Source organism: Limnoglobus roseus (assembly GCF_008254045.1).
Lineage (GTDB): Bacteria > Planctomycetota > Planctomycetia > Gemmatales > Gemmataceae > Limnoglobus > Limnoglobus roseus.
Map to the genome: position 1 here is coordinate 5,417,510 of NZ_CP042425.1, position 23,252 is coordinate 5,440,761.

The window sequence follows — 23,252 nt, forward strand, 5'->3', positions numbered from 1 at the left end:
CTGCCCACGATCTTCTTCGGTAAAGAGGGGCCGAGCATCAAGCGGGCGGGGCAAGCGGATGAAAACTAGGCGGTCTCGGCATTGGACTAGCACTGGAATGTCGTAGGTGTTCAGGCCGCCAGGTTGTAAACCAGCGTGCCGGGTGTTCGACCCAACCGTGCGGCAACCTATTCGGAGTGCGTCATGCTCATCGCGGAGATCGTTCTGAACCCCGGCGGCATCATCGCCTGGGTCATCGTGGGCCTCGTGGCCGGCTTCCTGGCCGGGCGAGTGATGAAGGGCGAGGGGTTCGGGCTGATTGGCGACCTAGCTATGGGGCTAATCGGGGCGCTCGTCGGCGGGTTCCTGTTCGGGTTCATCGTCCAGGCGGAGGCCGGGCTGGTCGAAAGCACTCTGGTCGCCTTCCTCGGGGCGTCCACCCTTATCGCCATCGTCCGATACTTCCGCGGCACCAAACCCGCAATCTGACCGCACCCTCATTCTCGTCCGCCCTGCCGTCGAAAATTGGTTTGAGTTTGCGACGGCGCCGCGATAAAAACGACCGGACCCCGTGACCTGCTTGGCGGCTGGTGTCACGGGGTCCGAGTGCGTCAACAAGGGTATCTTAGCCGCCACACATCGTGATGAAAGTCGGCCGCCGTACACTCACCTCTCCCCCGGCACCCACCCCAGCATCGCGACGATCTCGCTGATCCACTTCGCCGTCGGCCGCGCCCCGCCGCGGACCTGAATCTCCCGCTCGACGCGGGCGGCCAAGTCCTCGACCTCTGCCTCCGTCGCCCGGGCTTTCTTCCCACGCTCCTGTCATCGCTCCCGGTCGGCCGTCGTCCCGGGCGGCGAAGAGATCACGTACGGCGTGGAGTTGATGTCGTGCGCCACGACGACCAGTGGGGCCGTGGACGCGGACAGCGAGTTGGTGACAACCGTGAAGGTGGGTTAACGGAGGGCCTACGTGAAACGCATTCCGGTCAGTGCCGGCCGCGCCCTCGTGTGGGGCACCTCGGCCATGTCCTGGGCCACACTTTAGGACGAGCTAGGGGTTGGCCGCCGGAACGCCAGGAATCCCGCCCCGACGAAGGCTGCGAGGCCGATGACCGCATACGCGATCCGGATGGGGACGAAGCCCGGCGGCTCGTAGCTCGCGAGGAACCCGAAGGCGCAGAAGGCGATTACGGGAAGTAGACAGAGGGCCAAAACGACGCGCGCGATAGTCGGCATGGGTGACTCCTTGCCGATGACTGGACGGCAAGTCCCGGCTGCCTCGCCGTGTCGTCGTTAGAATGGCGGTGTTGATGCGATCGGACCCCACGTCACCAGCCGCCAAAGCAGGTCGCGGGGCCGGTTCACTTTAATCACCGCATTCGACGAAAGCGAGTAGGAACGATGGCCGCCCCAGATTTCCCGTTCGCGGACGGTGAGCAAGTGCTGGTTCAGGACGGAGCAGGCCGCCGGTTCGCACTCACCTGTCGGTACCGCTATGAAGCGGACATCGCCGTCGGGTACGTCTTGCAAACGAACTTCGGCACCCTCGCCGCCTACGACGAGCGGGCCGGCGAGTTCGAAGTGACCGCGGCGGGCGAAATCCTCCCCGTGACCGCCGGGCGGGTGAAGTGAGTCGGCGGCGAGGTTCTTCTTGGCCCGCCCCCCACGCCTACCATAACTGTCCGCCACGTGCGGCCCGGCGACGGGGTTCGGCCCCGTGCCGCAGTCGTGGCAAGCAGCGAGTGCCTGGGGCAGTCCAAGCCTCTCGTTGCGTGAGGTCTGCCCCTAACCGCCGCCGCCCGTCCCCTGGGGGAATTGACCCGGGCGAGCGGGCCGCGACTTGTGGGCCGGCCTGCGTCAGTGGCCAACCCTCACGTCCTAGACCGCCCCCGGTCCGTTCTCGCGAGACGGGCGGACGTTCCCGACGCCATGCGCCCGAACGCCGGATACCACATCCCCGTGGTTTTGCTCACGGGTTCGGATCGAGAGGCCGGGATGACCCAAGACGAGGCGTTGAAGCTGGCAGGAGAGACGTGGGGGCACACGGCGTTCGCCGAGTCCGTCGTCCGGGACGGGGCGACGGTGTGCGAGGTCGGCGTGATGAGCGCGTCCGGGCGGACGCGGTACGTCCGCGGGGCTGGCCCGTCGTGGGCGGAGGCGATGGCGGCCGCGGGACTGCCCCCGCACCGGGGGTGAGCCGTCACAAGTCGTTGAACCACCCGCGGCCGGCGGCGTACCGGACGATCTCGACGCGGGTGCGGACGCCGAGCTTTTCCAACGCCCGAGTCTTGTAGGTCTCGATCGTCTTCATGCTCACACCCATTTGCTGGGCGATCTGCTTGTTGCTGTACCCGAGGGCGAGGCTCCGGATTACGGCCGTCTCCCGCTCGCTCAACGTGTGGGAGGCCAGGAAGTGCGTAGGACCGCCGGCCGCGGCGGGGGCCGGGTGGGCGGTTGCGACCACGTCCTCACGCAACCGCCGGCACTCGTCCGCGGCGTGCTGGCAGGCCCGCAGGATTTTCTCTGCCGCCTGGTCCGCGGCACTCCCGGCGGCGTGCGTCATCCGCAGGATCTCGGCCGTGCCACCGATGACGCCCAACTGTTCGATGATGCCGTGCGCCCCTTCGGAGACCCGGCGGGCGACGTCGCCGGGTGGCATTCGGAGGACCATGGGCGTGACGGGGGACACGAATTGGGTCACGGGAGAACTTCGTCAGAAGGGAGGGAATTTTCACGACCGCTTGCACGTTCAGTGCCAGAACGCCACTCGCCCGATTGCCGTGGCGGTAGAGCCACCGGTGTGCTATTAAGGCACTAGCTCGCCCCGCCGATCGCCCCGGGAGACCGTTCCCTTGGCCGACAGCCGATCCCTTTCCGTTCTCATCGTCGACGACAACCCGGACGCGGCCGACTCGTTGGCCACGATATTGGCTCTCAAGGGGTATCCTGTGCGGACGGCGTATAACGGCCCGGACGCCCTCAAGATGGCGGCCGAGGCCCCGCCCGACGTCGTCCTGCTCGACCTCCTGATGCCCGGGATGGACGGGTGGGAAGTGGCAAATCACCTCGCGGCCACCCGGCCTCGCCCCGTCATGGTCGCCATCACCGGGTGCGATGGGGACGTAAACCGTAGCCGGTCGCGGTGGGCGCACATCCCGTTCCACCTCGTCAAGCCGGTCGCCGCCGACGTCCTCGTGGACCTCCTCCGGTGGGCGACCCGCACCCGGGCCGGCCGCCGACAGTTGGACGGCCTCGCTTGACGCCCCAACCCCTACCCGCGAAGATGCCCTCAGTTCCCCAAGTGCACCCGATCTGTATTCTCTTCCTGTACGCTCCCTTTTCACTGGCCGGATGCTCCGGGAGCAGCTCTCCACCGTCCCCCGGGCAGACGAAGGCTGGAATGGAAGCACCGGTCAAGGAGGAAATCAAAAGGCTATTGGACGAAGAGCGAATCGAGAACCAAGAGGCAGCCGACGCTGTCAAGCGTGCCGAAGATCAGAACCGAGCGGCGAAGCAGAGGGACGAGGCGGCCATGTAGCCGGCTTACGTGAGAGCACCACAATGACGTGACGGCGGTTAGGGTCGGTCATCGCCCGCGACCCGGTGGGCGCCGGACTCCTGCTCATCGTCTACGCCCACGAGGTCATCTCCCACGACTAAGACGGGTCGGTCATTCACGAAATCATGCGCCGCGAGGTCGTGACCGAGGACGGCCTCGCGGTGAGCGACCACCACGACGGCACCGACACGAGCTTACGAGCAACGACCCCCCGCGGAAGAAGTTCCTGGGCTGGTGACCCCGTTCGCCGTCGCTCCGGTCCGAGCGAACTGTCGTCCGATGACAGTTCGTAATCAATTCGGTTTTATCGCCTATGGGACTCGGCGAGAATGATCGACCTAGATCACGGATCGACGGTCCAGAGACGATCCGTGATCTGTGCCATCTACCGCGAACCGCTCGACGAGATGCCGTGCCCCGCTCACCCCGTGGGCGGCGACGAAGGCGTACTCGGCCGGGGTGAGCAATTTGGCCACAAGCAGGGTGGCGGTCCCGATCGGGAGCGGGATCGCCGTGGGGACGGACGGGGTCGGCAGGCCGAGCAAAAACCCCATCGTCCCGCCCTCGTCCGCCCACGACTCGTACACCGAAGACGCATTGTGTACGCCCATCAGGAACATCCCGAACTTGGCGTACCGGAGGTGAAACCGGGCGTCGCGGGCGGCTTGGTACGACAACTCCTGGGCCAGTTCGAGCAGCCAACACGGCTCGAGGTCGCGGGTCATCGCGTCCTTCGTGACGAGGGCGACCTCAATGCCGTGGCCAAGGTTGGGACCGTCGGCGGATGGGAACGGGTCGGTGAGGCCGCTACTCACGATCGTGGTTTGTCCCGCCGTGCGGATACGCTGCCACGCCGGCCGGCCGGGCCACGCCGGCTCCTCTCCGAGGACCGGGTTGACGAGCGCAAGCCAGACGTCCGGGTCTGGTTCCCCGAGGGTGTGGAAATACGCCCGCCGCGCCTCGACGGTGGCGGAGCGTAGGCGATCAAGCTCTCCCGGCTCGCCCCACGCCGCACGCATCACCTAGTTCTCCATCGGTCCAATTGCGGTGGAGTATCGGCCACACCGACAGTTTATCCGAATTCTGAGAGCGCCTTGCGTTTACCCGTTGGCGGAATCCGGCTAACGGGTATTCACCTGCACCCTCACCCCCTCCCCAGCACGCCGTCGACGACCCCGCACCCGCGGGCGTACGGCCCGTCACCCCGGCTGTGGGCGGCGCCGATCAATCGTAACCCTGCCGCCTCGTCTTGGCCAATTCCCGGGCTTGTTCGGCCTCTTGTTCCGTCCGGGCTTCGCGCTGGGCGGCAAGGGCCGGCGTGATCTCCTCGGGATCCGGCAAGCGGCGCGCTGTGGATCCTACGGCGAGAGCCAAGAGCAATACGATCTTGCATCGCATAACCCGCCTCGGGAAGGTGAGGGTTGGCCACTGGCGCGCGCCGGCCCCCAAGTCGCGGCCCGCTCGCCCCTGCATAAGGTACAGCCAGGACAGACAGCGGTGGTTAGGGACCGACCTCGCCAACGAGAGCTTCGGCCGACCCCTGGCACTGGACGCTTGCCACGAATGCGGTCGGGGTGAGACGGCCGAATCCCGTCGCCGGGCCACCGCATGGGTGGACTTGACTCAGGGACGATTCCCATACCGGCGGACCCCGACTGGCTTGCCCGGACGGGAGTTCCCCGGCAGCATGGGCACCCGGGGTGATCGACGACAAGGCAGCGGCGAGGCGTGCGCTTGGCTCGATTCTCTCGACCGAGGCGTAAGGGAGGTGTTCACTCCCCTGACCGCAAGTGCGATCTACTTCCGGATAGGGCACAGTCTGAAAAAATGCCTCACGTGGCCGGAGTAACTTCCGAGCACTTCACCAGCTCGGCGAACAGGCCGTTCTGCGAGATCAGATCGGTGTACGACCCCGTCTCTACAACACGCCCGTCGTCGAAGACCAAGATGCGGTTGGCGTCCACGAACGTGCTCAGGCGGTGGGCGACCATGATGACCGTCCGATCCCGCTTGGCCGTGCCGATGGCCCTTTGCACGATCCGCTCGCTGATCGGGTCGAGGGCACTGGCGGCCTCGTCGAGGATCAGGATCGGCGGGTTCCGGAGGAGGACGCGGGCCAGCGCCAGCCGCTGCTTCTGTCCGCCCGAGAGGTTCTGACCCTTCTCCGCGACGGGCGACCGGTAGCCGTTCGGCATCATCACGATCTCGTTGTGGATGGCCGCCAGCCGGGCCGCCTCGTGGACCTCGTCCTCGGTGCATTCGCGGTCGAGGCCGTACGTGATGTTCTCCCCGATCGTCCCGGCGAAAATGAACGGGTTCTGGCCGACGTACCCGACGAGCTGGCTGATCGACTCGCGGGCCACGTCGGCGATGGGCCGGCCCTTCAGCCAGACGCGCCCGGCGTCCGGGTGGAGCAGGCGGGTGAGGACCTTCAGCCACGTCGATTTGCCGCACCCGGTCTTGCCGGCGATGCCGACCGTCTCTCCGGGGTACACTTCCAGGTTCACGTCCGCCAGTACCACCCGCCGCCCGCCGTCGGGCACCGGGTACTCGACCCGCAGGCCTTCAATTTTCACGACCGGCGCGGCCTCCTCCGCCTCCGAGAACGGTTGCGGCCGGGCCGCGAAGGAGCGGTCGAGGGGCATCGCCAAGAGCCGTTGCAAGTCGAGGACTTGCAGGCTCGCCTCGTGGCCCTCGTCGAGCACGCGGTGGACCTCGTTGAGCGGGGCCATCGCCCCGAGGTAGAGCATCGAGAACGTGAGGATGTCGCCGAACGTGATGTCGCCGTGGATGGCGAGGTACGACGCGAACGCGAGCACGCCGACGTGGAACAGCCCTTCCACGAGGGCCTTGCCCGCCCCGAAGAAGGACATGGCGATGTGGTGGTCGAGTTCCTTGTCCCGCTTGCGGCCGGCCGCCCGGCCGACCCGGTCGAGTTCCCAGGCGTGGGTGTTGGCCACCCGGATGTAGTCGAGGCCGCCGAGTTGCTCGACGACCGTGCCGTCCATTTCCTCGTGGACCCGCAACAGTTGCAGGCGGACCCGCCGCTGGGAGATCAGCTGCCAGACGGTCAGGCCGAGCGACAGCGGAATGATGCCGCCCATGGCCAGGCCGAGGAGCGGCTGTTTCGCGACGGCCACGCCGACGGACAGGGTGCCGACGATAACGGCGGGGAAGAACTCCAGGAACGACAGCCGCAGGAGCCGCATGTACCCGCCCACGCTGCGAAAGACCCGGCCGTGGAGCGCGCCGACCTTTTCGTGCGTCAGGGCGGAAAGGTCGGCCTGCATGAGGCGGCGGACCACCTCGACGGTCGTCTCCCGCTCGATCCGGGTGCACGCCTTCTCGACGAGGTACCGCCGCACGACGCCCAAGACTTCGCGGGCGAACACGAGGCCGGTTATGCCGGCGAGTAGGACGGCGACCGCCGCGAAGATGGCCGCCCGTGGCTCGCCCCCCGCGACCCCGGACTGCACCCGGTCCACGATCTTGCCGGACAGCAAGGGGAGCCAGGTGCCCGCGACGCCGGCGAGGGCCATGAGGACGAACGCCCCTGTCAGGGCGAACTGCTGTCGGCGGGGGACCATCCTCCAGGAGGAGTACGCATTGAGAATGAGTTCGCGAACCTCTTGGCGAAACCGTAAGCCTCGTCCCGGCCCGTCCGTTGACATGGAATTTCCTGCGTGCGTGAGCGGGTGTCGGGAAAGACGGCAGGGCCTCTAAACGGGGAGGATCTGCTTACGCGGCACCTCCGCATTTCTGATGCCCCGAGGGCGTAAGGCTCCCGCGTTTCGCTCCTTTCTCGCGAACAACTGTTCCCGTGCCCGTCCCGCGTGAAGTGCGGATTCTAACCAGGGAATTCCTCTACGCTGTCCGCTCGCCCTAAAATCCTGACCGGTGTGCCGCCCCATGACCGTTCCGCGACTCCTGACACCACACCTGCTCGTCCGCCGGCACATCGACCAGCTTCTCCCCCTCAATTTGCGTTAGAGTCGGTCCGTGCTCGCTCATCTCGGCCATCAGGCTCTTCACAACCTCCTCAGCCATCAGCGGGAGCGGTTTCGGGGGAAGAATCATCCTCTTGGTCGTGATGATCTCATCCGCACGGGCGGCCAACTTCGGGTCTTTCTCGGCCGTAGCCCGGACTGCGGGAAACAGGTGAAACATACCAGAACCGAGGCCCGCCGAGCTGGGCCCACGCGCGGAGCAACATAGCGATTCCGCAGGGTGGTATCAATTTTCGCGGCGGACGGGTCTCCAACGTCGGGCCTCCCCGTAGAAAACTCTGAGGCCGGACGTCGACTCCCCACCTTCGCGTTCGAAATCGAATCGAACGCCCCGGGCCACCTGAACACGGCCGGCGGTTCTACCGGGCACATGCCCCTCCGGACCCGAGGTTTGCTTGACGGACCCCACTCCCAACGCCGCCGACGATGCCCAGGCTTCACCGGCTCGTGCCGCGTGCGGTGAACACCCCGAGTCGTACACCCCGCCGGTGTTGGGACGGCCCCGCGCGGCCGGGGATTCGGTCGAATGGTCGCGAACTCAGGTCCAAGCCGTCAAGCCGCAACCGCCCGAACCCGCGGGTTCGACGACCGGCCGGGGGACCGGGACGCCCCGACCGGTCGCACCGGGGCCGTGCGCCAGCCCGCCGCCCGGGTTCGAGATCGAGCGCGAACTGGGCCGGGGCGGGATGGGCGTCGTCTACCTCGCGAGGCAAGCCGGCTTGAACCGGCCGGTCGCCCTGAAAATGCTCTTGGGCGGCGTCACGTCGGCCCCCGCCAAGGCGCGATTCTTGGCCGAGGCGGAGGCGATGGCCGCCGTCCATCACCCCAACGTCGCGCAGGTCTACGCCTACGGCGAACACGGCGGCGGCCCCTACCTCGCCATCGAGCTTCTCGACGGCGGCCACCTCGGCGAGCGTTTGGACCGCCTGGACCGCTCCCGCGCCGAGTTCGCGGTCGAAGTCGCGACGCTCCTGGCCGGCGTGGCCGAGGGGGTGGCCGCGGCCCATGCGGTGGGGGTGGTTCACCGCGACCTCAAACCGGGCAACGTCCTCCTCGACGAGGCCGGCGGTGTCAAGGTGACGGACTTCGGGCTGGCGAAGCGGGACCGGGGGGTCGACCTGACCACGACCCAGGCGGTCATGGGGACGCCCGGGTACATGGCCCCGGAGCAGGCCCGAGGGGGGACGAAGTGGGTCGGCCCGACGGCCGACGTCTGGTCCCTCGGTGTCATGCTCTTCGAGGCCCTGGCCGGCCGCCGGCCGTTCACGGCGGACTCGACGTTTAGCCTGATCGCGGCCGTCGCCGAGGGGAACGCGCCGCGCTTGAGGGCGGTCGCCCCCCGGGTGCCCGGCGACCTGGCGACCGTGTGCGACAAGTGCCTGGAGAAGGCCGCCGCCGACCGGTACCCGACGGCCGCCGAACTGGCCGGCGACCTGCGGCGGTTCGCCGCGGGCGAACCGGTCACCGCCCGCCCTCTGCCCGTCCGCCGGCAGATCGCCCGGTGGGTGCGAAAGAATCGCGCCGCCGCCGCCGGGGTTGTGGCCGCGGCGGTCGCGCTCGTCGGCCTGGGCGTGGGGGGCGTCGCGCTCGCAGCCTACAAGTCCCTGGAAGCCGACCGGGCGAAAGACCAGTTGATCGAATTCGCCGAACGTGAGAGGGTTCGGGCGGATGTCGAACGGCGGCTGGCCGAGGCCCGGCGGTTGCGCGAATCCGGGCGATTGGACGACGCCCGGGCGGAGTACGTCGCGCTCCTCGCGTTGGCCGAACGGGGCCAGGCGGCCCCACCTCTTGCCCACGAACTGACCAGTTTGGAGGCCGAACTGGGGGAACGCAAGGCGGCGGGGGCGGCTCGGGAGGCCCTCGCCCAGTTGCGCCGCTCGCGGGACGAGGCGTTCTTCTTCGCCACGCTCTTCACGGGGAACGACCCGGCCGAGAACCGGGCGAAGGCGGCCGCCGCGGCCACGGCCGGGCTGGCTCAGTTCCTGACGATTCGGGACCCGCCCCCGGTCCGCCTCGCCGACCCCGGGCGATTCGGCCACCTGTCCCGGGCAGACCGGGACGAGGCCGCGACCGTCTGCCAGGAACTATTACTCGTCCTCGCCGAAACCCGGCCGGACTGTCTGGCCGCGGCCGACCTCCTGCCGGGGGGCATTTCGGTCCGGGGCGTGGCGACCCGATTGACCGAACTCAGCAAGAAACGGGGCGACCGCCCGGCGGCCGACGCCTACCAGGCGCGGGCGGCACGGCTTACGACCGACCACCCCGCGGATCTGTTCGCGACCGCCCTCGCGGCGTACCGGCGGGACGATCTCCCGACCGCCGTGACCGCGGCGGACGCCGTCGAGCAAACCGAGTCGAACCACTTTTGGGCGCTGTACCTGGGCGGGGTGGCGCGGGTCCGAAGCGGGGAGATGGGCCGCGCGGCGGAAGCGTTCACGGCGTGCCTGGCCCTGCGGCCGGACTTTGACCTGGCCCGCGTCTACCGCGCCTTCGCCCACGGCGAACAGATGGCGTTCGCCCGGGCGTTCGCCGACTACGACGCCGCGTTGGCACGAACCGCCGACCCCCTTGTCCGCTTCCTGGGCCTCAATAACCGCGGCATCCACCGCATGGCCGCCGGCGACTTGGCGGGCGCGGAAGCCGACCTGCGCGGGGCCATCGCCCTGCGGCCGACGGTGGCCGCCCCGTACCGATCGTTGGCCACGGCGTGCTGGCGGCGGGGCGATGCCGCGGCGGCCACCACCGTACTGACCGAAGCAATCGGCCTGAGTCCGGGAATGTCGGCCTTGTACCTCGACCGCGGCCGTGTGCTGGCGGCCGCACGACCGACGGCCGCCCGGGAGGACTTCGCGGCGGTGTTGGCGTTAAAGCCCGGCCCGGACGTGGTCGCGGAGACGGAACTGGAGGTGGCGAGACTCGACCGCCGGTCCGCCCCGAAGGCCGCCCTGGCCGCGGTCGATCGAGCCCTTGCCGCGGTGCCGAACGACCCGGCCGCGCACCGATTGCGGGCGAGCGTGTTGGCCGAGCAGGGGCAATCCGAAGACGCGGTCAAGGCGCTGGACGAGTACCTCCGCCTGGCGGGGGCGGCCACGGCCGCCGATTACGTCTTGCAGGCCCTCTTGCAAGCCCAGCAGCGGCGGTACCCGGACGCGATCGCGGCCTACACCCTGGCCTTGAACGCCTCGGCCACGCCCGCCGACCGGGCGGTGGCCCGCCTGGGGCGGGCGGGCGTGTACCTGCTGACGGACGCCCCGAAGCTCGCCGTCGTGGACTATGAGGCGGTCGTGGCGGCCGACCCGAAGAACGCCGACGCCCGGTGCGGGCGGGCCGAGGCCCGGGTGAAGGTCGGCCTCATCGCGGCCGGCCTGGCCGACGCTGAGGAGGCCGCCCGCGGGACGCCGACCGCCCGGCAGTGGTTACTCATCGCGCGAACGCGGGCCCTCGCCCGGCAGCGGCTCACGACCGAGGCCGGGTTAGCCAAGCAGAACGACCTCCCGGCCGACGACGGCGTGACGGCCCTGGCCGCCGTGGCCGCGGCGGTCCGCGGGGCCGTGGCGGCAACGCCGGTGGCGGACCGGAACGACTTCTGGCAGGCCCGCGTGAAACCGGACCCGGTCCTCGCGCCCCTGTTGCGGTACGACCTCTTTCAACAGATCGAGCGTTCACTCGCCGGCCCGCCGGAGCCTTCGCGATGACCCGGGTTCGATTACGCCTCGCACAACTGGAGGAACTAGACTGCCCGGCCGGCTGGACCGGCGGACCACCCGGCGTCGCCCTGGAAGTCGCCGACCTCAACCGCGATGGCACCCCCGACGTGGTGGCGGCGGACCCGGCGGCCGACGACGTCCGCGTCTGGCTCCGGACCCCCGGCACGGGCACGTTCGCGGAATCGTTCCGGGCCACGGCGGGCGTTCAAGAGCCCACCGCCGTGCGGGTGGCGGACCTCAACGCGGACGGGTACCCGGATCTGATCGTCGCGAACGGCGGGGGCGAGGTGCGGGTGTACGCCGGGCGACCGGGGAACGCCTTCGATCCCGTTGGCGAATACCCGGTCGGGGCCAACCCCCGCGGCTTGCTGGTGGCCGACGTGAACGACGATACTATTCCCGACGTCCTGACCGCCAACGAGGGCTCGAACGACGTGAGCGTCCTGTTCGGGCAGGTGATTGCGGGCCGGTGGGCGCCGGCCCTCGCGGTGCGGTTGCCGTCCGCCGGTGTCGGGCCCACGGACCTGTTCTTCCGCGACCAAACCGGCGACGGCCGGCCCGACCTCATCGTGTTCAACCGCGGTAGTCACGCCCTCGCGGTCCTGCGCGGCCTCGGCGACGGGCAGTTTCATGACCCGCCGTCGGCCGCCGCCTTGCTCCTACCGGCCGCCGGGACGACTGGGCCGGTCTTCGGCCCCGTCACGAGCACCGGGTTCATCACGGACGGGTCCGGAAACGTGTTCGGGTTCGACCTGAACAACCCTGCGATCGGGGTCCGGCCCATCCTTTCGGCCGGCCCGGGCGAAACGGTCATTGGCCTGGCTCCCGTCACTCTTCAAGCGGGTGCCGGGTTGGTCCTCGTGACGGCGTCCGGTCGAGTGGCGCTGGCGGGCCGAACGGCCGACGGATCGTATTCGGTTCGGCAGGCGTCTCTCGCCGCGGGCGGCCCATTCACTGCGGCGGCCGCGACCCGCGGGGCGACCGGTTTCGACGTGTACCTCGCGGGCCGCGGGTCGGGCCGGCCGACTGTTGTGACCCTGCAAGACGTTCCGTCCGTCGGGGTCGGGCCGACCGACGGCCCGTCGACCGTTCAACTGGCGGCGGTCCACCTCTCCTTTGACGTCGGTACCGCGACGAACGCCTTGGCCCCCGTTCCGGCCGTCAGCCCCCGCCCGGGGGGCCAGGCCCAAACCGCGGCCGACGTGCGGGCGGCCCCGGGCGAACCGCCTCTTGAGTTCGTGGCCGCCTGGGGGGCGGCTCTTGATCCGACCGACCCGTCGTCGAACGAGGCCGAGGCCGTTCGACGGTGGGAGGAGTGGTACCTGGACCTGGACCGTCTCTTGCGAGAGGCCCTGCGGCCGAACGCGGCCCCGGCGTCCCAACCAAGCGGGAAGCCCGCCGGGCCGACCGAAAGTCGCGGTACGCCTACGCCCCCTTCGAGGGACGCCCTCGTCATCGTGCCGGCCGAGCACGCCCCGAACATCGAGCAGGGTGATCGACCCGCGACAGACGCGGCGGTGATCGCGTTCGCTCCCGAAGAACCCGGCGAGATTCTGAGCCGCTACGCCGTTCCCACCGCCGCGCTTGGTTTCTTGTGGGGCGTGCGGCTCCGCCCGAGTTCGAAGGGGCGGCCGTTCGAACTCGGGCGGAATTCTGAGGAGAACTTTTTATGGGCCGCACCGAGTGCCCGGTGAAGACGCAAAACCTCTTATCGCCGAGGACATCAAATCCGACCCACGCTTGAGGCCAAGACGGGCCGCGGGGCTTCGCGGCGAGCATTTCGTGCGTGCCGTCGAACCGGAAGCCCCCACGCCGTACCTCCTCTCAGAAGATCATCTGCCAGTCGTCCGCGAGTAGTCCCTCCTGGCTCGCGACGGCCGGGCCGTATTCCTCGTTCAAGATCAACTCGACGACATCCACGCCCGGCTTCCGCGTCGGGTCCAGGCCCTTCGAGAAGAAGTACACCATCATTTGTCGGTCGATCTCGGCGTTCCGGGCCGCCCTCAACCGTTCCAACTGCTCCCGTCGCTCGGCCCGCGTTCGTTTCATCTTGCTGGGTGGCATGGCGGACCCTCCCAATTCGATGGACTTCATCACGCTTGCGGCGCATGCCGTGGCGCTGATGGCAAGTCTAGTGGCATCGTCCGATCCCGTCGTGTGTAAACCGGGGGACGTCAGCCCCCGGGTGCTGCTGGAATTCTGCCGATGGCGACGGAAACCAGACGTGGACGGTCGCGGCGGCTTGGCCAACGTCAGCCGGTCGCGAACGCGCACGATGTTCCGGATCGATGGTTTAACGATGTCATACCACGGTCGAGTATTCTCAGAATTGAGAATCGGTCGCCCACTCAGCCTTGAGAAAAATCGTCGGTGATAGGCTTCTTGCGGAAATGAAAATGGCCCCGCGACGCTAGCAACGTCCGGGGCCCGATCGAGTGGGAACAGTGTCGTGAAGGACTCGATGCGGGGATCATACCCCAGCGATCGACCTTCGCAACCGGCCACTCACATTTCTGGTTTCGTCGAACTGAACCCGTAGCGGAATACTGCGGCGAATCGGTTCGACCAATCCCAACCACCAGCCCCCGGATTGGGCAACGTCCGAACACGCGGGCTTGCGGGCCCGCGAGCAATACCAGGGCTAACCGGCGTAGTAGGGTAAGCCACGACAACTTCCAGACGGCGGGGTGAGGTCAGTACACGACCCCGCGTTCGGCCCACTACGGCGGGCCCTTCTGGCGTGATGACGGTGGCAACGGGGTAATCACGTTAATCAACCATCCTCGGCGGTCGCGGCTCCCTCCAGAGTGTTCGCAGACCCATCACCGGGTTCTCGGTCGCCATGACCCGGAAGCCCGGTGTCGGTACGCCCACCGCTCTGAGTTTCGCAGCCCGTTCTCCACACGCCCGGTCGACAGGACCTCGATCCGCGATCCCGTCTAGAAACTGTGGGGAAGAGGTCAGTGGCGACGAATGTCGCCGACCGCGAAGCGGTAGTAGCCTCCCACCGGGCAGAAGGGACGAATCTGGCGAGTGAACGATTCGCACACTCCGATCGGGCGAGAAAGGGGCCCAACTCTTCCGAAGCAGGTACCGAAGTGCTCTAAACTCGGCGAAGAGGTCGATCGCCAGGAAATGAGGTGTGATTTCGTCCGCAACCGTGCGGCCGCAACCCGGCCGAATGTGCGGTCGAAACGCATCGCAATCTTGCCGGAGGTGCGGTCGAACGGCAGCCGACGCGAAACACCCTTGAAATCAATGACTCTCGTGACAACCAGAGAGCAATTACTTGTGGACCGATCGCTGTGCGACTCGGACAGCGTGCCGCAATCGGAGTTATCGGCAAGTTGTATGCTTGATGAGTCGTCGAGCATCCGTCGAGCATCCCACTGTGATGCCGGCGGGACGAGAACGGATGACGTCAGCCCTGTACCGGCGTCGGAATTGGTACAGTTGGCATCCGAAATCGGACGCATGCCCTCACTCCGGCTTGCGGCGCGGGGGATGTCAGCAAATTCAGCGAAATCCTGCTTGTTCCGATTGAACACGAAGTTTCACCTGTTACAGTATCGGCTCACTCCGGTGATCCGGCGACGGGGTTCGGTCGATTTCATCGGTCGCAGTCGTGCCTAGCGGTGAGTGGCTGTCGTTTCCCAATCATGTGAACGACTAACCCCCGCATCCCGCACCGGTCCCACTTCCTTGTCGACTGGTGAGCGGGACGTGCCTTGAGGGCCTGGCCTACGTCAACGGCGAACCCTCAATTTTTCATCCCCGGCCTAACACCTGCAAAGTCAAAGGATTGCGGTAGACCGCGGCTTCCGCGTGAGCCATCCTTTGGATTTGGATGGTGTCGCATGCTGGAAAGCCAACGAGATACGATCGAAGTCGGGTTCAATCAGGCCTTACTCGCCCGTCATGCGTGGGAGCGGTTTCATCTCAGACTCGCCGCCGCCCAAACGCTCGAAGACGCCTTGGCCGTCGTCCGCGAGGCGACACCCGTGGGCTCACCGAGCTACTCCTTCTACGTCAACCTGGCCGAGTTCTTGCGGACGTGGGAGCCGCCGCAACACGCGCGGCCGGAAGAATTGACGGCGTACGCCGAACTGGTCGGCCAGTTGGTCGCCGCGCGAGCAATCACGCCCGAGGCCGGTGAACTCATCACGGTGTCGCTCGCCCGGGGAATGGAAGCCGCACGCGGCCGCTCGGAGTAGCGTTGGGCGTTGCGGCCGCGTGCTCCGGTAGTTTGTTGGTTCAGAGACGAGCGAATGGATTGACGACACGCGCCCACTGGCCCGTTACCCGTGACCCGTTCGCGCCTCACCAGCAGCTGCTGGTGGCACGCTCGGACAACACAGATCGGCCTTCCCGTGCCACTTGTGGTCGATCCCCTGCATGAACAACTCGCAATCGAACGAGACGCTCCCGACAGCGAATCGTGCCGGGCCGTCGAAGACGTTCGACGTGACGGACCGGACGGTCACTCCGTCGCGACCGGGACGTCCTTGAGCCCCCGGACCTCAAGCAGGATGTGGTTCGCGAGGGAGAGCGCGCTCTTGTGCTCCGAGTACTTGCCGGCCCGCCGGAAGTCGTACGTTCCCGAGTACTGTTTGCCCGATGCCGTTTCGAGGTCGAAGTGCTGGGCGTGAGTGACGGCGACCATCCGGATGTCGGCCGTCTCCAGCAGGCGGATGAACTTCTCAGTCGGCACGTCCGTGTTCAGGGCCGGGTCGGGCGGCGCGCAGCCGGCCGCCGCCAGAGCGACGGCCACGAGCGGAAGGGGGAGGTGTTTCATGGGCCGGTCCGATTCGTAGGGGTGGGGAGAGCGTACCCGGCCACGGGCGGGGAGTCAATCACCCCCGAACCGACCCGGACGGCGGTAGCGGCACGCCCTCACGCCCCGGTCACTCTTGACGCCCGACCGGCGACCGGTCATTCACGACTACGGTTCCGCTCGCGTGGGCCGAACGTTACGGCCGGGCGACGGCGAGCGGGCTGTCGGCTTCACCCCAACTCGCCGCGCGGAACCGCGGCCGCCCCGCCGCGACCCTCGACTCCTCGACCTCCAGGACGATAGCGAGCCGCTCGTCAAGGCGGGCGGACTCCGCCACCGCGTTCCGCAGCGTGCGCTCGGCGGCGGCGTTCATGCTGAAGAACCACGTCCCACCGCCGAATGCGGCGGCGAGGACGCCCCACCGGACGGCACAGGTTCGGAACCACATGGCTCGCCCTCCCGAAGCGGAAGAATCAGATTCACGTCCTGAAACGGAATTGGCCGGCGAGAGAAGACCGGAGTGAGCGAGGGCTCGCCGGTGACGCCCTGACCGCTTTGGGACGCCGTTGACGACCCCGGACCCGCCGGCGGCGCAATCCGTCGCCCTCCGCCGTGGGCGGGCGGCGATCAATCGTAGCCCTGCCGCTTCGTCTTAGCCAATTCACGGGCTTGCTCGGCCTCCTGTTCCGCCCGGGCTTCGCGCTGGGCGGCAAGGGCCGGCGTGATCTCGTCGGGGTCCGGCAAGCGGCGCGCTGTGGATCCTACGGCGAGAGCCAAGAGCAATACGATCTTGCATCGCATAACCCGCCTCGGGAAGGTGAGGGTTGGCCACTGGCGCAGGCCGGCCCCCAAGTCGCGGCCCGCTCGGCCCGGCATAAGGTGCAGCCGGGACGGGCAGCGGTGGTTAGGGGCCGACCTCGCCCAACGAGAGGGTCGGTTGGCCTCAGGCACTCGCCGCTTGCCACGACTGCGGCACGGGGCCGAACCCCGTCGCCGGGCCACCCCGGAGGGTGGACTCGATTCGCGTGCGATTCCCGTACCACGCCCCGCCCCGACATTGGGATCGGGAAACTCCCGACACCCCGGACCGTAGTGGCTGGTGCACCGACCGTGTTGCCGCGGATGATCGTCGGGGCAGTCCTGGCGACGGCCGCAGTAGCGTGGCGACAGTGGCTACGCCGGGGGCCAGAAAACTCGATTCACGGGTGGTGAGCACCCGCTGGCGGGGGGCCGTTGCCGAGTTGATGTGGAGAGTCTCACTTCCTCGCCCACTGCCGGGGCGACGGGCCGCACGTCCGCGGGTGCTGGGTCGTCGACGGCGTGCTCGGGAAGGGGTGAGAGGACGCGGCTGTTGATTTCTCTCTTGGACCGAATCCCCAATGTGTTCCAAGTTGACACGGCACGCATAGGCCACGGCGGTCAATTCGAGCGGCGCTTGGCCGCTTGCGCCTGCCGCGACGGCACCTTCACGTTCCAGGCCAGGCCGACGAGCGACAGGTTCCGAATCACCCAGTAACTCAGGTCCGGTTGCCACCACCGCAGGCCGTGCCGGGCGGACGTCGGGAAGGCGTGGTGCGAATTGTGCCACCCCTCGCCGAACGCCAGGAAGCCCATCACGAGGTTGTCCCGGCTCCCGTCGCCGGTCGCGTACGGCCGCCGGCCCCAGAGGTGGCACACGGAGTTGATACTCCACGTCACGTGGTGGACGGCGAGGATTCGCACCAACCCGCCCCACAGCAGGCCGGTCCCGGCCCCGACCCACGTGCCCGTCAGCAACGCCCCGCCGGCCGCGGGGATCGCCAGCCCGAGGACCGCCCACGCCGGGAACAGGGCGCTCGTCGCCCGCAGCGTCGGGCTCTTGTGCAAGTCGCGAACGTACCGGTCGAGGGCGGGCGGGTCGGCGTGGAAGGCCCACCCGATGTGCGCGTGCCAGAAGCCTCGGAGGAAGCCGAAAACGCCGCGGCCCTGGTGGTGCGGGGAGTGGACGTCCTCGGGGGCGTCGCTGTGCCGGTGGTGCCACCGGTGCAGGCCGACCCAGTGGATCATCGTGCCCTGCACGCCCATCGACCCGAGGGCCGTCAGCACGACTTTAACCGGCAGGTACGTTTCGAAGGAGCGGTGGACGAAGAGGCGGTGGAACCCGACCGTCAGGCCGACCACCGTGAGGGCGTACATGCCGAGGAACATCGCGACGTCGGCCCAGTGGAGGAAGCCCCACCCCCACGCGGCCGCCGCGGCGGCGGCCAAACCGGCGATCGGGACGGTGACGCCGAGGAAGGTGGCGATCCGCCCGCCGAGGGAGAGTCGGCCGTGGTTCTTCGGGTGCGGGATCGAACTCAAGCGAAAAGCCCTGTGCGACCGACCGGGTTGATACTCCTTCATGCTACGACATCGCCCCCGATGGCCCACGGCGAGGGAGGGGCGGATGAGCGCTGGGGCCGCAATTTTTCCGCTTTGTACTCGCGAACCCGGCTACAATTCCCCCTCCCCTCCCGGCCTCACCTCCGTCCGCCCCTGGGTCCGGCACATCTCCCGTGCCCGGTGATGGACTTCCTTTCCACTCCCGCTCCACCGCCGATCGCCGGCCGGGAAGAAAGCTCGAAATGCTGATCCAAGTCGATTGCGAGATCGCGCTGGCCTTCCCCGAACCGGCCGCCGTGGTCCTGATGCTGAACTTGCACCCGTCCGTCAGCCCGCGGGTTCGCCGGGCCGAGCAACTGTCGGTCGAACCGTCGGTGCCGGTCGCGCACTACCGGGACGTTCACGGCAACCACTGTTCGCGGGTCTTCATGCCCGCCGGCCGGGCGGTCTTCCGGCACGCCGCGGTCGTCGAGGACGTCGGCTTCCCGGACCCTCAAGACTGGACGGCCTACCACCACCGGGTGCAAGACCTGCCGGACGATACGTTGTTGTTCTTGTTGCCGAGCCGCTACTGCGAGGTGGACAGCGAACTGAAGGAAACCGCCTGGGCCATGTTCGGCCACCTGCCGGCCGGGTGGCCGCTCGTCCGAACCATCTGCGATTTCGTCCACGGCCACATCCGGTTCGACTACCTCCAGGCCCGGGCGAACCGGACGGCCCTGGAGTCCTTCCGCGAACGGGTGGGGGTGTGCCGCGACTTCACCCACCTGGCGGTGACGCTGTGCCGGTGCCTGAACGTCCCGGCCCGGTACTGCGCGGGCTACCTGGGCGACATCGGCGTGCCGATCGACACGGCCCCGATGGACTTCAGCGCGTGGTTCGAAGTGTACCTCGGCGGCCGGTGGTACGCCTTCGACGCCCGGCACAACGTCCCGCGGATCGGCCGCGTCCTCATGGCTTGCGGGCGGGACGCGGCCGACGTGGCCCTGACGACGGCCTTCGGGGTCAACCGGTTGGAATCGTTCCGCGTCGGGACGGTGGAACTCCCCGCCTTCGCCCCGGGCGGTGCGTGACCCCGGTCGGGGGCGGAGGTGAGGGCTCGATCGCCCCGCGGCGTCGCTCCGATGGACCCCGGCACGGGCGCCCGTGCCGGGGATAGTTGGACGATTCCGAGACGGAATGCCCCCGCCCCTCCCGCGCGGCCGTATGATAGTGGAGTAGGCCGATGGTCGGAACCCCCGCCACGACCTCGCCGCCGGAAAGTGTGCCATGTGCCCCATCCTGTGATCCCGGGCGACGTCCCCTCGTCCCATTGGCAGATCATCCTCGACGACCTTGAGACGAAACAACGGTGGGCCGACGTGTGCGACGACCTTGCCCGGCGGAACGCGCGTCCCCCGGCGGCGGTACACTCGCCCTCGGCCGCGACCCTCCCGCCGGGCCCCGATCGTCTCGCACCCTTCGATCACCTCCGCTCGTCCCCCTAACCGGCCCCGGTGCCCGTGTGATCGCCAAACCACCGTCGGCCCAAGAGCCGCCACGTCCCCGCACGGCATTCCTTGCCAAGAGGCTCCCGTGAATCCTGCCGACCAGACTGCCCGACCGCCGGACCTGCACCGCGTCTTGGCCTACGTCGCCGACCTCGAGATGGAGGTCGACCGCCTGCGGAAGCAGACCGGGTTCCTCCGGCAAGAGTTGGGCGACGGGCTGAAGCGCCTCCTCGCCTTCTGCCACGACCCGTCGCCGACGCCGGGCGGGCTGGAGAAGGCCGCCGCCGTGGTCGGCGGCCTGATCGGGACGCTCCGCGAGTTGCGCGACGCCCCGGCGTTCCACCCGGCGTTCGACCAGGTCGTGACGATCGCCGTCCGCCCGCTCCTGGAGAAGGTCTTCCGGTGGCAGCAACTGATGACCGGCCGGCCGAACGTCGCCCTCCGGTTGGACTTGGCGTGCGAGGTCGTGGACTGGTTCCCAGCCCGGCTGCGGAACGTCGTCGAGAACCTGTTCTCGAACGCCCTCCGGTACCGCGACCCGGTCAAGGCCGAGTCGTGGGTCCGGGTCGCGGTGGCGGCGCGGGCCGAGGACTACGAGGTCCGGGTGTCCGACAACGGGATGGGCCTTCCGGCGTGGCATTCGGCCGACGAGTTCGAACTCCTGTCCCGGGCCGCCCCCGTCCGCGACGCCGGTCTGGGCGTCGGCCTGCCCGTCGTGCGGTTGCTCCTCCGGCAGAGCGGGGGCACGATGACCGTCACGTCGGACGACGGCAAGGGGACCGAGGTCGTCATCACCTTGCCCCGGTACGACCGCGACGATTTTCTGACGTGACGCCTGCTCGCGAAGTTTTCCGAAACGGATCGAGGCGGGGCCGGGTTGCCCCGCGCCTCCCGACGGGAGCCGGGTGATCGAATCTCGTCGGTGAAAGGACGTGTTTCATGGCCGGTGTTAACGTGGAAGTGACGGACCAGGCCGGAAAGCCGTCCCGGTTGCTCGACCGCGAGATGCGGCTCCGGGGGTTCTCGCACCGGCGGTCCGACGGACAGAACGGTGCCGTCGGCGTGTACCGCACGAGGAACGCGAAGAGTGTTGGCCAAGCCCACCAGATGATGGCGAACCTCGGCGCGGAATCCGGCCAGCATTTCCGGTTCCGAGTGTACGCCGACGGCGACGTGGCGGCCGCCGGCGAAGGGGCCTGGGTCGAAGTGTAAGCCCATACCTCGGCAGTGTCCGGGGTAGTCTTGCGTACACGGACGGACGGGATTCCGTTGCAACTTCCGCCTTCGAACTCAGTTGGGCGGTGCAATTCGCTGGGGCGATCGGGTCGCGTTGCGGGAAGCGTTCGCGCGCCACGGGGCCGCGGCCGAGGTTCGGCTCGTTATCGACCGGGAAACCGGCCGCGCGATGAATTGGGCGGAACGCGACGTCCGCACGCTGGCGGTCAACGTCGCCAAGCCGAGGGGGAACCGAGACGGGGGGGCATCAGCCGCGACGGCTTCGGTCCCCGGTAGGCCGACGAGAAGCGGGGAGGGTTCGGCCCGGCGACGGTACGACTCCACTTGACCCGGCAAGAGGGGCCGGTGATACTCTCCGGCCCCTCTTGCCGTCGTTGCGCTTCGTCGTCGGCCGGGGCAGGCCCCGAACTTGAGGACTCCCGTGCTCCCGCCGACCGACCTGCGGAAACTGGCCGCGGCCATCCAAGTCGAGTTATTCGCCGCCCAACGCGGGGCGGTGCCGGTCGCGCGATCGCGGTCCGTCCTCGCCTTCGGGAACGAAGGGTACGGGCCGATGGCACGGGAGGCGGTCGAGGTCGCCCGCGCCCTTCTCACGGCCGGCGGGTACGCCCTCGGCCCGGTGATGACGGGCGGGGAGGACGGGTACACGTGGGCCTTCGAGGCCGTGCCGCCGCCCTGCGGCCTCGGTCCGCCGGTGGATGTCGTCACGGGGTTCGTCTGGGCCGGGTGGGCCGCGACCCGGTCCGGCGACCCATTAAGCCCGCCGACCGAGGCGGCGTCCTCCGATCTCCAGGCGGCCCTCGCCACGCAAGTGTGCTCGGGGTTCGACGCCGACGCGGTGCTGGCGGGCTAACCGGAGGCTTCACGAGTCGCGGCTACGGGGCCACGGGGTCGTTGGAGGTCAGGTACTCGCCCGTCTCGTCCACCTGGTACAGGCCCTTCTCGATGCGGCTCACCCCCTTGCCGTCCAGCAAGTGGCGGGCGTCGCCGAACTGGTACCCGGGGCCGTCGGCCGACGGGCGCTCGGTCCGAAGGGTCAGGATGAGGACGGTCCGCGGCTTATTCTGTGAATCCCGCACCGCGTAAGATCCCGTCTGAATGTCGTCGCCCACGTCCGTATCTCCCTTTTATTTGTGCCACCACGCCCGAGCGGAGTGCCCGCGGGGCGTTCGGATTCATCGGCGAATTCCGAGAGGCCGTCCGCAGACCACGGCCGCCTACTTCGCGGCCGGGCCGAACAGATAGACGGCCAGCGCCCCCAGCCCCACGCCGATCACGACGACGCCGACGGCCTTCGCCCACCCCCACGACGGCGGGTGAGCCGCGCGGCGTTCCCGCCGCTGGCGGGCCTCAAACGCGGCCCAGGCGCTGCTCTTCTTCGGGTCGCTCATACCACCTCGCCAAGGGAACGGCGTCCGCGAGGCCGTGCACCGTCACCCGGAGGGGGAAATCCGCCGCACCTCGACTTCGAGTTGATCGACCCGGGCGAGTAACGCCCGGATTACCGCGAACTGCTCCCGCTGCAACTGCAACATCTCTTCCATGCAAGTCAACAACCGCGCTTGCTCGCCCACCACCGCGTCCGCGCGGTGGCGAGCGGAGACAATCTCGGCGTCGCCCGGCGGCAGACGGCCGTTCACGCCCCGGCGACGGCCGCCGCGTAACGCTTCTGGTTCACGCGGTCGGTGACGATGGTGTCGCCCGTCTCGTCCGCCCACACGCGGCCGAACTCGACGACGGCGTTCAGCCCCATCTCATCGAGCTTCGCCACGACCCGCTTGGTCGCCTTCGGTCCGAACGTCACGACGCTGCCGCCGAGGTTGTGGACGTAGGAGAGCTTCTGAGCCATCACGTGCAGCAGCAGCCCATCACCCCCGCAGATCGATGCCTGAGACTTCGCGTTGAGGGCGTTGTATTTTTGGACGTACTTCGCCGGCACGTCTTCGCGATTGGTGATGCGGATGTGGGCCACGATGCGGTTGTGATTGCTCATCAGGTTCCTTCGTTCGCCGGCTCCCGCGGGACGCGGCCGCGCGGCGAACCTCCCATCGTACCCGATTCCCGCTCCGGAACGCTACGCATTCTCGACATTCGGTGGAACCCGCCGCGGACGGTTTCAACGCCTTAGGTCTCCCG

General features: G+C 68.4%; 27 protein-coding genes. 12 read left to right on the top strand and 15 right to left on the bottom strand.

The window, feature by feature from the left end; translation table 11 throughout:
- The first annotated feature begins 183 nt into the window (after window positions 1-183).
- Window positions 184-468 (top strand): GlsB/YeaQ/YmgE family stress response membrane protein, encoded by a 285-nt coding sequence (locus PX52LOC_RS22825; RefSeq protein ID WP_149112258.1) that lies wholly within the window; start codon window positions 184-186, stop codon window positions 466-468.
- A gap of 555 nt (window positions 469-1,023) precedes the next feature.
- On the opposite strand, the gene PX52LOC_RS22830 is transcribed toward PX52LOC_RS22825, so the two are convergent.
- Window positions 1,024-1,218, bottom strand: coding sequence for a hypothetical protein (locus PX52LOC_RS22830; protein ID WP_149112259.1), 195 nt, complete (start codon window positions 1,216-1,218; stop codon window positions 1,024-1,026).
- A 165-nt stretch (window positions 1,219-1,383) separates the two neighbouring features.
- On the opposite strand from PX52LOC_RS22830, the gene PX52LOC_RS22835 reads away from it, so the two are divergent.
- Together PX52LOC_RS22835 and PX52LOC_RS22840 are read left to right on the top strand one after the other, a co-directional pair.
- Entirely contained in the window at window positions 1,384-1,614 is a 231-nt protein-coding gene (locus tag PX52LOC_RS22835) for a hypothetical protein (protein WP_149112260.1), read from the top strand.
- 363 nt (window positions 1,615-1,977) lie between these two features.
- Entirely contained in the window at window positions 1,978-2,178 is a 201-nt protein-coding gene (locus PX52LOC_RS22840; RefSeq protein WP_149112261.1) for a hypothetical protein, read from the top strand.
- A gap of 4 nt (window positions 2,179-2,182) precedes the next feature.
- Here PX52LOC_RS22840 and PX52LOC_RS22845 read toward each other — a convergent pair whose 3' ends face one another.
- Window positions 2,183-2,683: a helix-turn-helix transcriptional regulator gene (locus PX52LOC_RS22845; RefSeq protein ID WP_246173444.1), complete on the bottom strand. Its 501-nt coding sequence runs from the start codon at window positions 2,681-2,683 to the stop codon at window positions 2,183-2,185.
- A 151-nt stretch (window positions 2,684-2,834) separates the two neighbouring features.
- On the opposite strand from PX52LOC_RS22845, the gene PX52LOC_RS22850 reads away from it, so the two are divergent.
- Together PX52LOC_RS22850 and PX52LOC_RS40845 are read left to right on the top strand one after the other, a co-directional pair.
- Entirely contained in the window at window positions 2,835-3,242 is a 408-nt protein-coding gene (locus PX52LOC_RS22850) for a response regulator (protein ID WP_149112262.1), read from the top strand.
- Between the two features lie 140 nt (window positions 3,243-3,382).
- Window positions 3,383-3,520 (top strand): hypothetical protein, encoded by a 138-nt coding sequence (locus PX52LOC_RS40845; RefSeq protein ID WP_168219150.1) that lies wholly within the window; start codon window positions 3,383-3,385, stop codon window positions 3,518-3,520.
- Between the two features lie 359 nt (window positions 3,521-3,879).
- On the opposite strand, the gene PX52LOC_RS22855 is transcribed toward PX52LOC_RS40845, so the two are convergent.
- The 3 genes from PX52LOC_RS22855 to PX52LOC_RS22865 form a co-directional block, all read right to left on the bottom strand.
- Entirely contained in the window at window positions 3,880-4,560 is a 681-nt protein-coding gene (locus tag PX52LOC_RS22855; RefSeq protein ID WP_149112263.1) for a hypothetical protein, read from the bottom strand.
- 813 nt (window positions 4,561-5,373) lie between these two features.
- Window positions 5,374-7,128 carry an ABC transporter ATP-binding protein gene (locus PX52LOC_RS22860; protein ID WP_246173445.1) on the bottom strand — a complete coding sequence of 585 codons (1,755 nt, stop codon included), beginning with the start codon at window positions 7,126-7,128 and terminating at the stop codon, window positions 5,374-5,376.
- A 295-nt stretch (window positions 7,129-7,423) separates the two neighbouring features.
- On the bottom strand, window positions 7,424-7,708 hold the full coding sequence (locus tag PX52LOC_RS22865) for a hypothetical protein (protein ID WP_149112265.1): 285 nt from the start codon (window positions 7,706-7,708) through the stop codon (window positions 7,424-7,426).
- Window positions 7,709-7,943: 235 nt separating this feature from the next.
- Here PX52LOC_RS22865 and PX52LOC_RS43420 point away from each other — a divergent pair, with 235 nt between their 5' ends.
- Both PX52LOC_RS43420 and PX52LOC_RS22875 read left to right on the top strand, forming a co-directional pair.
- Window positions 7,944-11,243: a serine/threonine-protein kinase gene (locus PX52LOC_RS43420; protein WP_149112266.1), complete on the top strand. Its 3,300-nt coding sequence runs from the start codon at window positions 7,944-7,946 to the stop codon at window positions 11,241-11,243.
- The gene (locus tag PX52LOC_RS22875; protein WP_149112267.1) at window positions 11,240-12,949 is read left to right on the top strand and encodes an FG-GAP repeat domain-containing protein; all 1,710 of its coding nucleotides are present in this window, start codon (window positions 11,240-11,242) and stop codon (window positions 12,947-12,949) included. Before PX52LOC_RS43420 ends, PX52LOC_RS22875 begins: the two co-directional genes overlap by 4 nt.
- Before the next feature lie 130 nt (window positions 12,950-13,079).
- On the opposite strand, the gene PX52LOC_RS22880 is transcribed toward PX52LOC_RS22875, so the two are convergent.
- Together PX52LOC_RS22880 and PX52LOC_RS22885 are read right to left on the bottom strand one after the other, a co-directional pair.
- Entirely contained in the window at window positions 13,080-13,319 is a 240-nt protein-coding gene (locus PX52LOC_RS22880) for a hypothetical protein (RefSeq protein ID WP_149112268.1), read from the bottom strand.
- A gap of 896 nt (window positions 13,320-14,215) precedes the next feature.
- Window positions 14,216-14,629, bottom strand: a complete 414-nt coding sequence (locus tag PX52LOC_RS22885) for a hypothetical protein (protein ID WP_149112269.1) — start codon at window positions 14,627-14,629, stop codon at window positions 14,216-14,218.
- Between the two features lie 483 nt (window positions 14,630-15,112).
- Here PX52LOC_RS22885 and PX52LOC_RS22890 point away from each other — a divergent pair, with 483 nt between their 5' ends.
- Window positions 15,113-15,469 carry a hypothetical protein gene (locus PX52LOC_RS22890; protein WP_149112270.1) on the top strand — a complete coding sequence of 119 codons (357 nt, stop codon included), beginning with the start codon at window positions 15,113-15,115 and terminating at the stop codon, window positions 15,467-15,469.
- 266 nt (window positions 15,470-15,735) lie between these two features.
- Here PX52LOC_RS22890 and PX52LOC_RS22895 read toward each other — a convergent pair whose 3' ends face one another.
- The 4 genes from PX52LOC_RS22895 to PX52LOC_RS22905 all read right to left on the bottom strand — a co-directional run bounded on the left by PX52LOC_RS22895 (window position 15,736) and on the right by PX52LOC_RS22905 (window position 18,369).
- The gene (locus PX52LOC_RS22895; RefSeq protein WP_149112271.1) at window positions 15,736-16,050 is read right to left on the bottom strand and encodes a hypothetical protein; all 315 of its coding nucleotides are present in this window, start codon (window positions 16,048-16,050) and stop codon (window positions 15,736-15,738) included.
- A 175-nt stretch (window positions 16,051-16,225) separates the two neighbouring features.
- Entirely contained in the window at window positions 16,226-16,477 is a 252-nt protein-coding gene (locus PX52LOC_RS22900; protein ID WP_149112272.1) for a hypothetical protein, read from the bottom strand.
- A gap of 179 nt (window positions 16,478-16,656) precedes the next feature.
- The gene (locus PX52LOC_RS40850) at window positions 16,657-16,830 is read right to left on the bottom strand and encodes a hypothetical protein (RefSeq protein WP_168219151.1); all 174 of its coding nucleotides are present in this window, start codon (window positions 16,828-16,830) and stop codon (window positions 16,657-16,659) included.
- Between the two features lie 618 nt (window positions 16,831-17,448).
- Window positions 17,449-18,369, bottom strand: coding sequence for an acyl-CoA desaturase (locus PX52LOC_RS22905; RefSeq protein ID WP_246173446.1), 921 nt, complete (start codon window positions 18,367-18,369; stop codon window positions 17,449-17,451).
- 263 nt (window positions 18,370-18,632) lie between these two features.
- Here PX52LOC_RS22905 and PX52LOC_RS22910 point away from each other — a divergent pair, with 263 nt between their 5' ends.
- The 4 genes from PX52LOC_RS22910 (at window position 18,633) to PX52LOC_RS22925 (ending at window position 21,969) form a co-directional block, all read left to right on the top strand.
- On the top strand, window positions 18,633-19,463 hold the full coding sequence (locus tag PX52LOC_RS22910; RefSeq protein WP_149112274.1) for a transglutaminase-like domain-containing protein: 831 nt from the start codon (window positions 18,633-18,635) through the stop codon (window positions 19,461-19,463).
- A 502-nt stretch (window positions 19,464-19,965) separates the two neighbouring features.
- The gene (locus PX52LOC_RS22915) at window positions 19,966-20,712 is read left to right on the top strand and encodes a sensor histidine kinase (protein ID WP_149112275.1); all 747 of its coding nucleotides are present in this window, start codon (window positions 19,966-19,968) and stop codon (window positions 20,710-20,712) included.
- 107 nt (window positions 20,713-20,819) lie between these two features.
- Window positions 20,820-21,092 (top strand): hypothetical protein, encoded by a 273-nt coding sequence (locus tag PX52LOC_RS22920; protein WP_149112276.1) that lies wholly within the window; start codon window positions 20,820-20,822, stop codon window positions 21,090-21,092.
- Between the two features lie 445 nt (window positions 21,093-21,537).
- Complete coding sequence (locus tag PX52LOC_RS22925) at window positions 21,538-21,969, top strand: hypothetical protein (protein ID WP_149112277.1); 432 nt, start codon at window positions 21,538-21,540, stop codon at window positions 21,967-21,969.
- A 22-nt stretch (window positions 21,970-21,991) separates the two neighbouring features.
- On the opposite strand, the gene PX52LOC_RS22930 is transcribed toward PX52LOC_RS22925, so the two are convergent.
- The 4 genes from PX52LOC_RS22930 to PX52LOC_RS22940 form a co-directional block, all read right to left on the bottom strand.
- On the bottom strand, window positions 21,992-22,228 hold the full coding sequence (locus PX52LOC_RS22930) for a hypothetical protein (protein ID WP_149112278.1): 237 nt from the start codon (window positions 22,226-22,228) through the stop codon (window positions 21,992-21,994).
- A 105-nt stretch (window positions 22,229-22,333) separates the two neighbouring features.
- Entirely contained in the window at window positions 22,334-22,507 is a 174-nt protein-coding gene (locus PX52LOC_RS40855) for a hypothetical protein (protein ID WP_168219152.1), read from the bottom strand.
- A 42-nt stretch (window positions 22,508-22,549) separates the two neighbouring features.
- Window positions 22,550-22,756, bottom strand: coding sequence for a hypothetical protein (locus PX52LOC_RS22935; protein ID WP_149112279.1), 207 nt, complete (start codon window positions 22,754-22,756; stop codon window positions 22,550-22,552).
- A complete protein-coding gene (locus PX52LOC_RS22940; RefSeq protein ID WP_149112280.1) occupies window positions 22,753-23,109 on the bottom strand; it encodes a hypothetical protein in 357 nt (118 codons plus the stop codon). The genes PX52LOC_RS22935 and PX52LOC_RS22940 overlap by 4 nt, the downstream gene beginning before the upstream one ends.
- Window positions 23,110-23,252: the final 143 nt, after the last annotated feature.

Bases quoted from the DNA above. Each gene is read 5' to 3' on its own strand.
- PX52LOC_RS22825 (WP_149112258.1), top strand. From the start codon at position 184: ATGCTCATCGCGGAGATCGTTCTGAACCCCGGCGGCATCATCGCCTGG.
- PX52LOC_RS22830 (WP_149112259.1), bottom strand. From the start codon at position 1,218: ATGCCGACTATCGCGCGCGTCGTTTTGGCCCTCTGTCTACTTCCCGTA.
- PX52LOC_RS22835 (WP_149112260.1), top strand. From the start codon at position 1,384: ATGGCCGCCCCAGATTTCCCGTTCGCGGACGGTGAGCAAGTGCTGGTT.
- PX52LOC_RS22840 (WP_149112261.1), top strand. From the start codon at position 1,978: ATGACCCAAGACGAGGCGTTGAAGCTGGCAGGAGAGACGTGGGGGCAC.
- PX52LOC_RS40845 (WP_168219150.1), top strand. From the start codon at position 3,383: ATGGAAGCACCGGTCAAGGAGGAAATCAAAAGGCTATTGGACGAAGAG.
- PX52LOC_RS22855 (WP_149112263.1), bottom strand. From the start codon at position 4,560: ATGCGTGCGGCGTGGGGCGAGCCGGGAGAGCTTGATCGCCTACGCTCC.
- PX52LOC_RS22860 (WP_246173445.1), bottom strand. From the start codon at position 7,128: ATGGTCCCCCGCCGACAGCAGTTCGCCCTGACAGGGGCGTTCGTCCTC.
- PX52LOC_RS22865 (WP_149112265.1), bottom strand. From the start codon at position 7,708: ATGTTTCACCTGTTTCCCGCAGTCCGGGCTACGGCCGAGAAAGACCCG.
- PX52LOC_RS22875 (WP_149112267.1), top strand. From the start codon at position 11,240: ATGACCCGGGTTCGATTACGCCTCGCACAACTGGAGGAACTAGACTGC.
- PX52LOC_RS22880 (WP_149112268.1), bottom strand. From the start codon at position 13,319: ATGCCACCCAGCAAGATGAAACGAACGCGGGCCGAGCGACGGGAGCAG.
- PX52LOC_RS22885 (WP_149112269.1), bottom strand. From the start codon at position 14,629: ATGCTCGACGACTCATCAAGCATACAACTTGCCGATAACTCCGATTGC.
- PX52LOC_RS22890 (WP_149112270.1), top strand. From the start codon at position 15,113: ATGCTGGAAAGCCAACGAGATACGATCGAAGTCGGGTTCAATCAGGCC.
- PX52LOC_RS22895 (WP_149112271.1), bottom strand. From the start codon at position 16,050: ATGAAACACCTCCCCCTTCCGCTCGTGGCCGTCGCTCTGGCGGCGGCC.
- PX52LOC_RS22900 (WP_149112272.1), bottom strand. From the start codon at position 16,477: ATGTGGTTCCGAACCTGTGCCGTCCGGTGGGGCGTCCTCGCCGCCGCA.
- PX52LOC_RS40850 (WP_168219151.1), bottom strand. From the start codon at position 16,830: ATGCGATGCAAGATCGTATTGCTCTTGGCTCTCGCCGTAGGATCCACA.
- PX52LOC_RS22910 (WP_149112274.1), top strand. From the start codon at position 18,633: ATGCTGATCCAAGTCGATTGCGAGATCGCGCTGGCCTTCCCCGAACCG.
- PX52LOC_RS22920 (WP_149112276.1), top strand. From the start codon at position 20,820: ATGGCCGGTGTTAACGTGGAAGTGACGGACCAGGCCGGAAAGCCGTCC.
- PX52LOC_RS40855 (WP_168219152.1), bottom strand. From the start codon at position 22,507: ATGAGCGACCCGAAGAAGAGCAGCGCCTGGGCCGCGTTTGAGGCCCGC.
- PX52LOC_RS22940 (WP_149112280.1), bottom strand. From the start codon at position 23,109: ATGAGCAATCACAACCGCATCGTGGCCCACATCCGCATCACCAATCGC.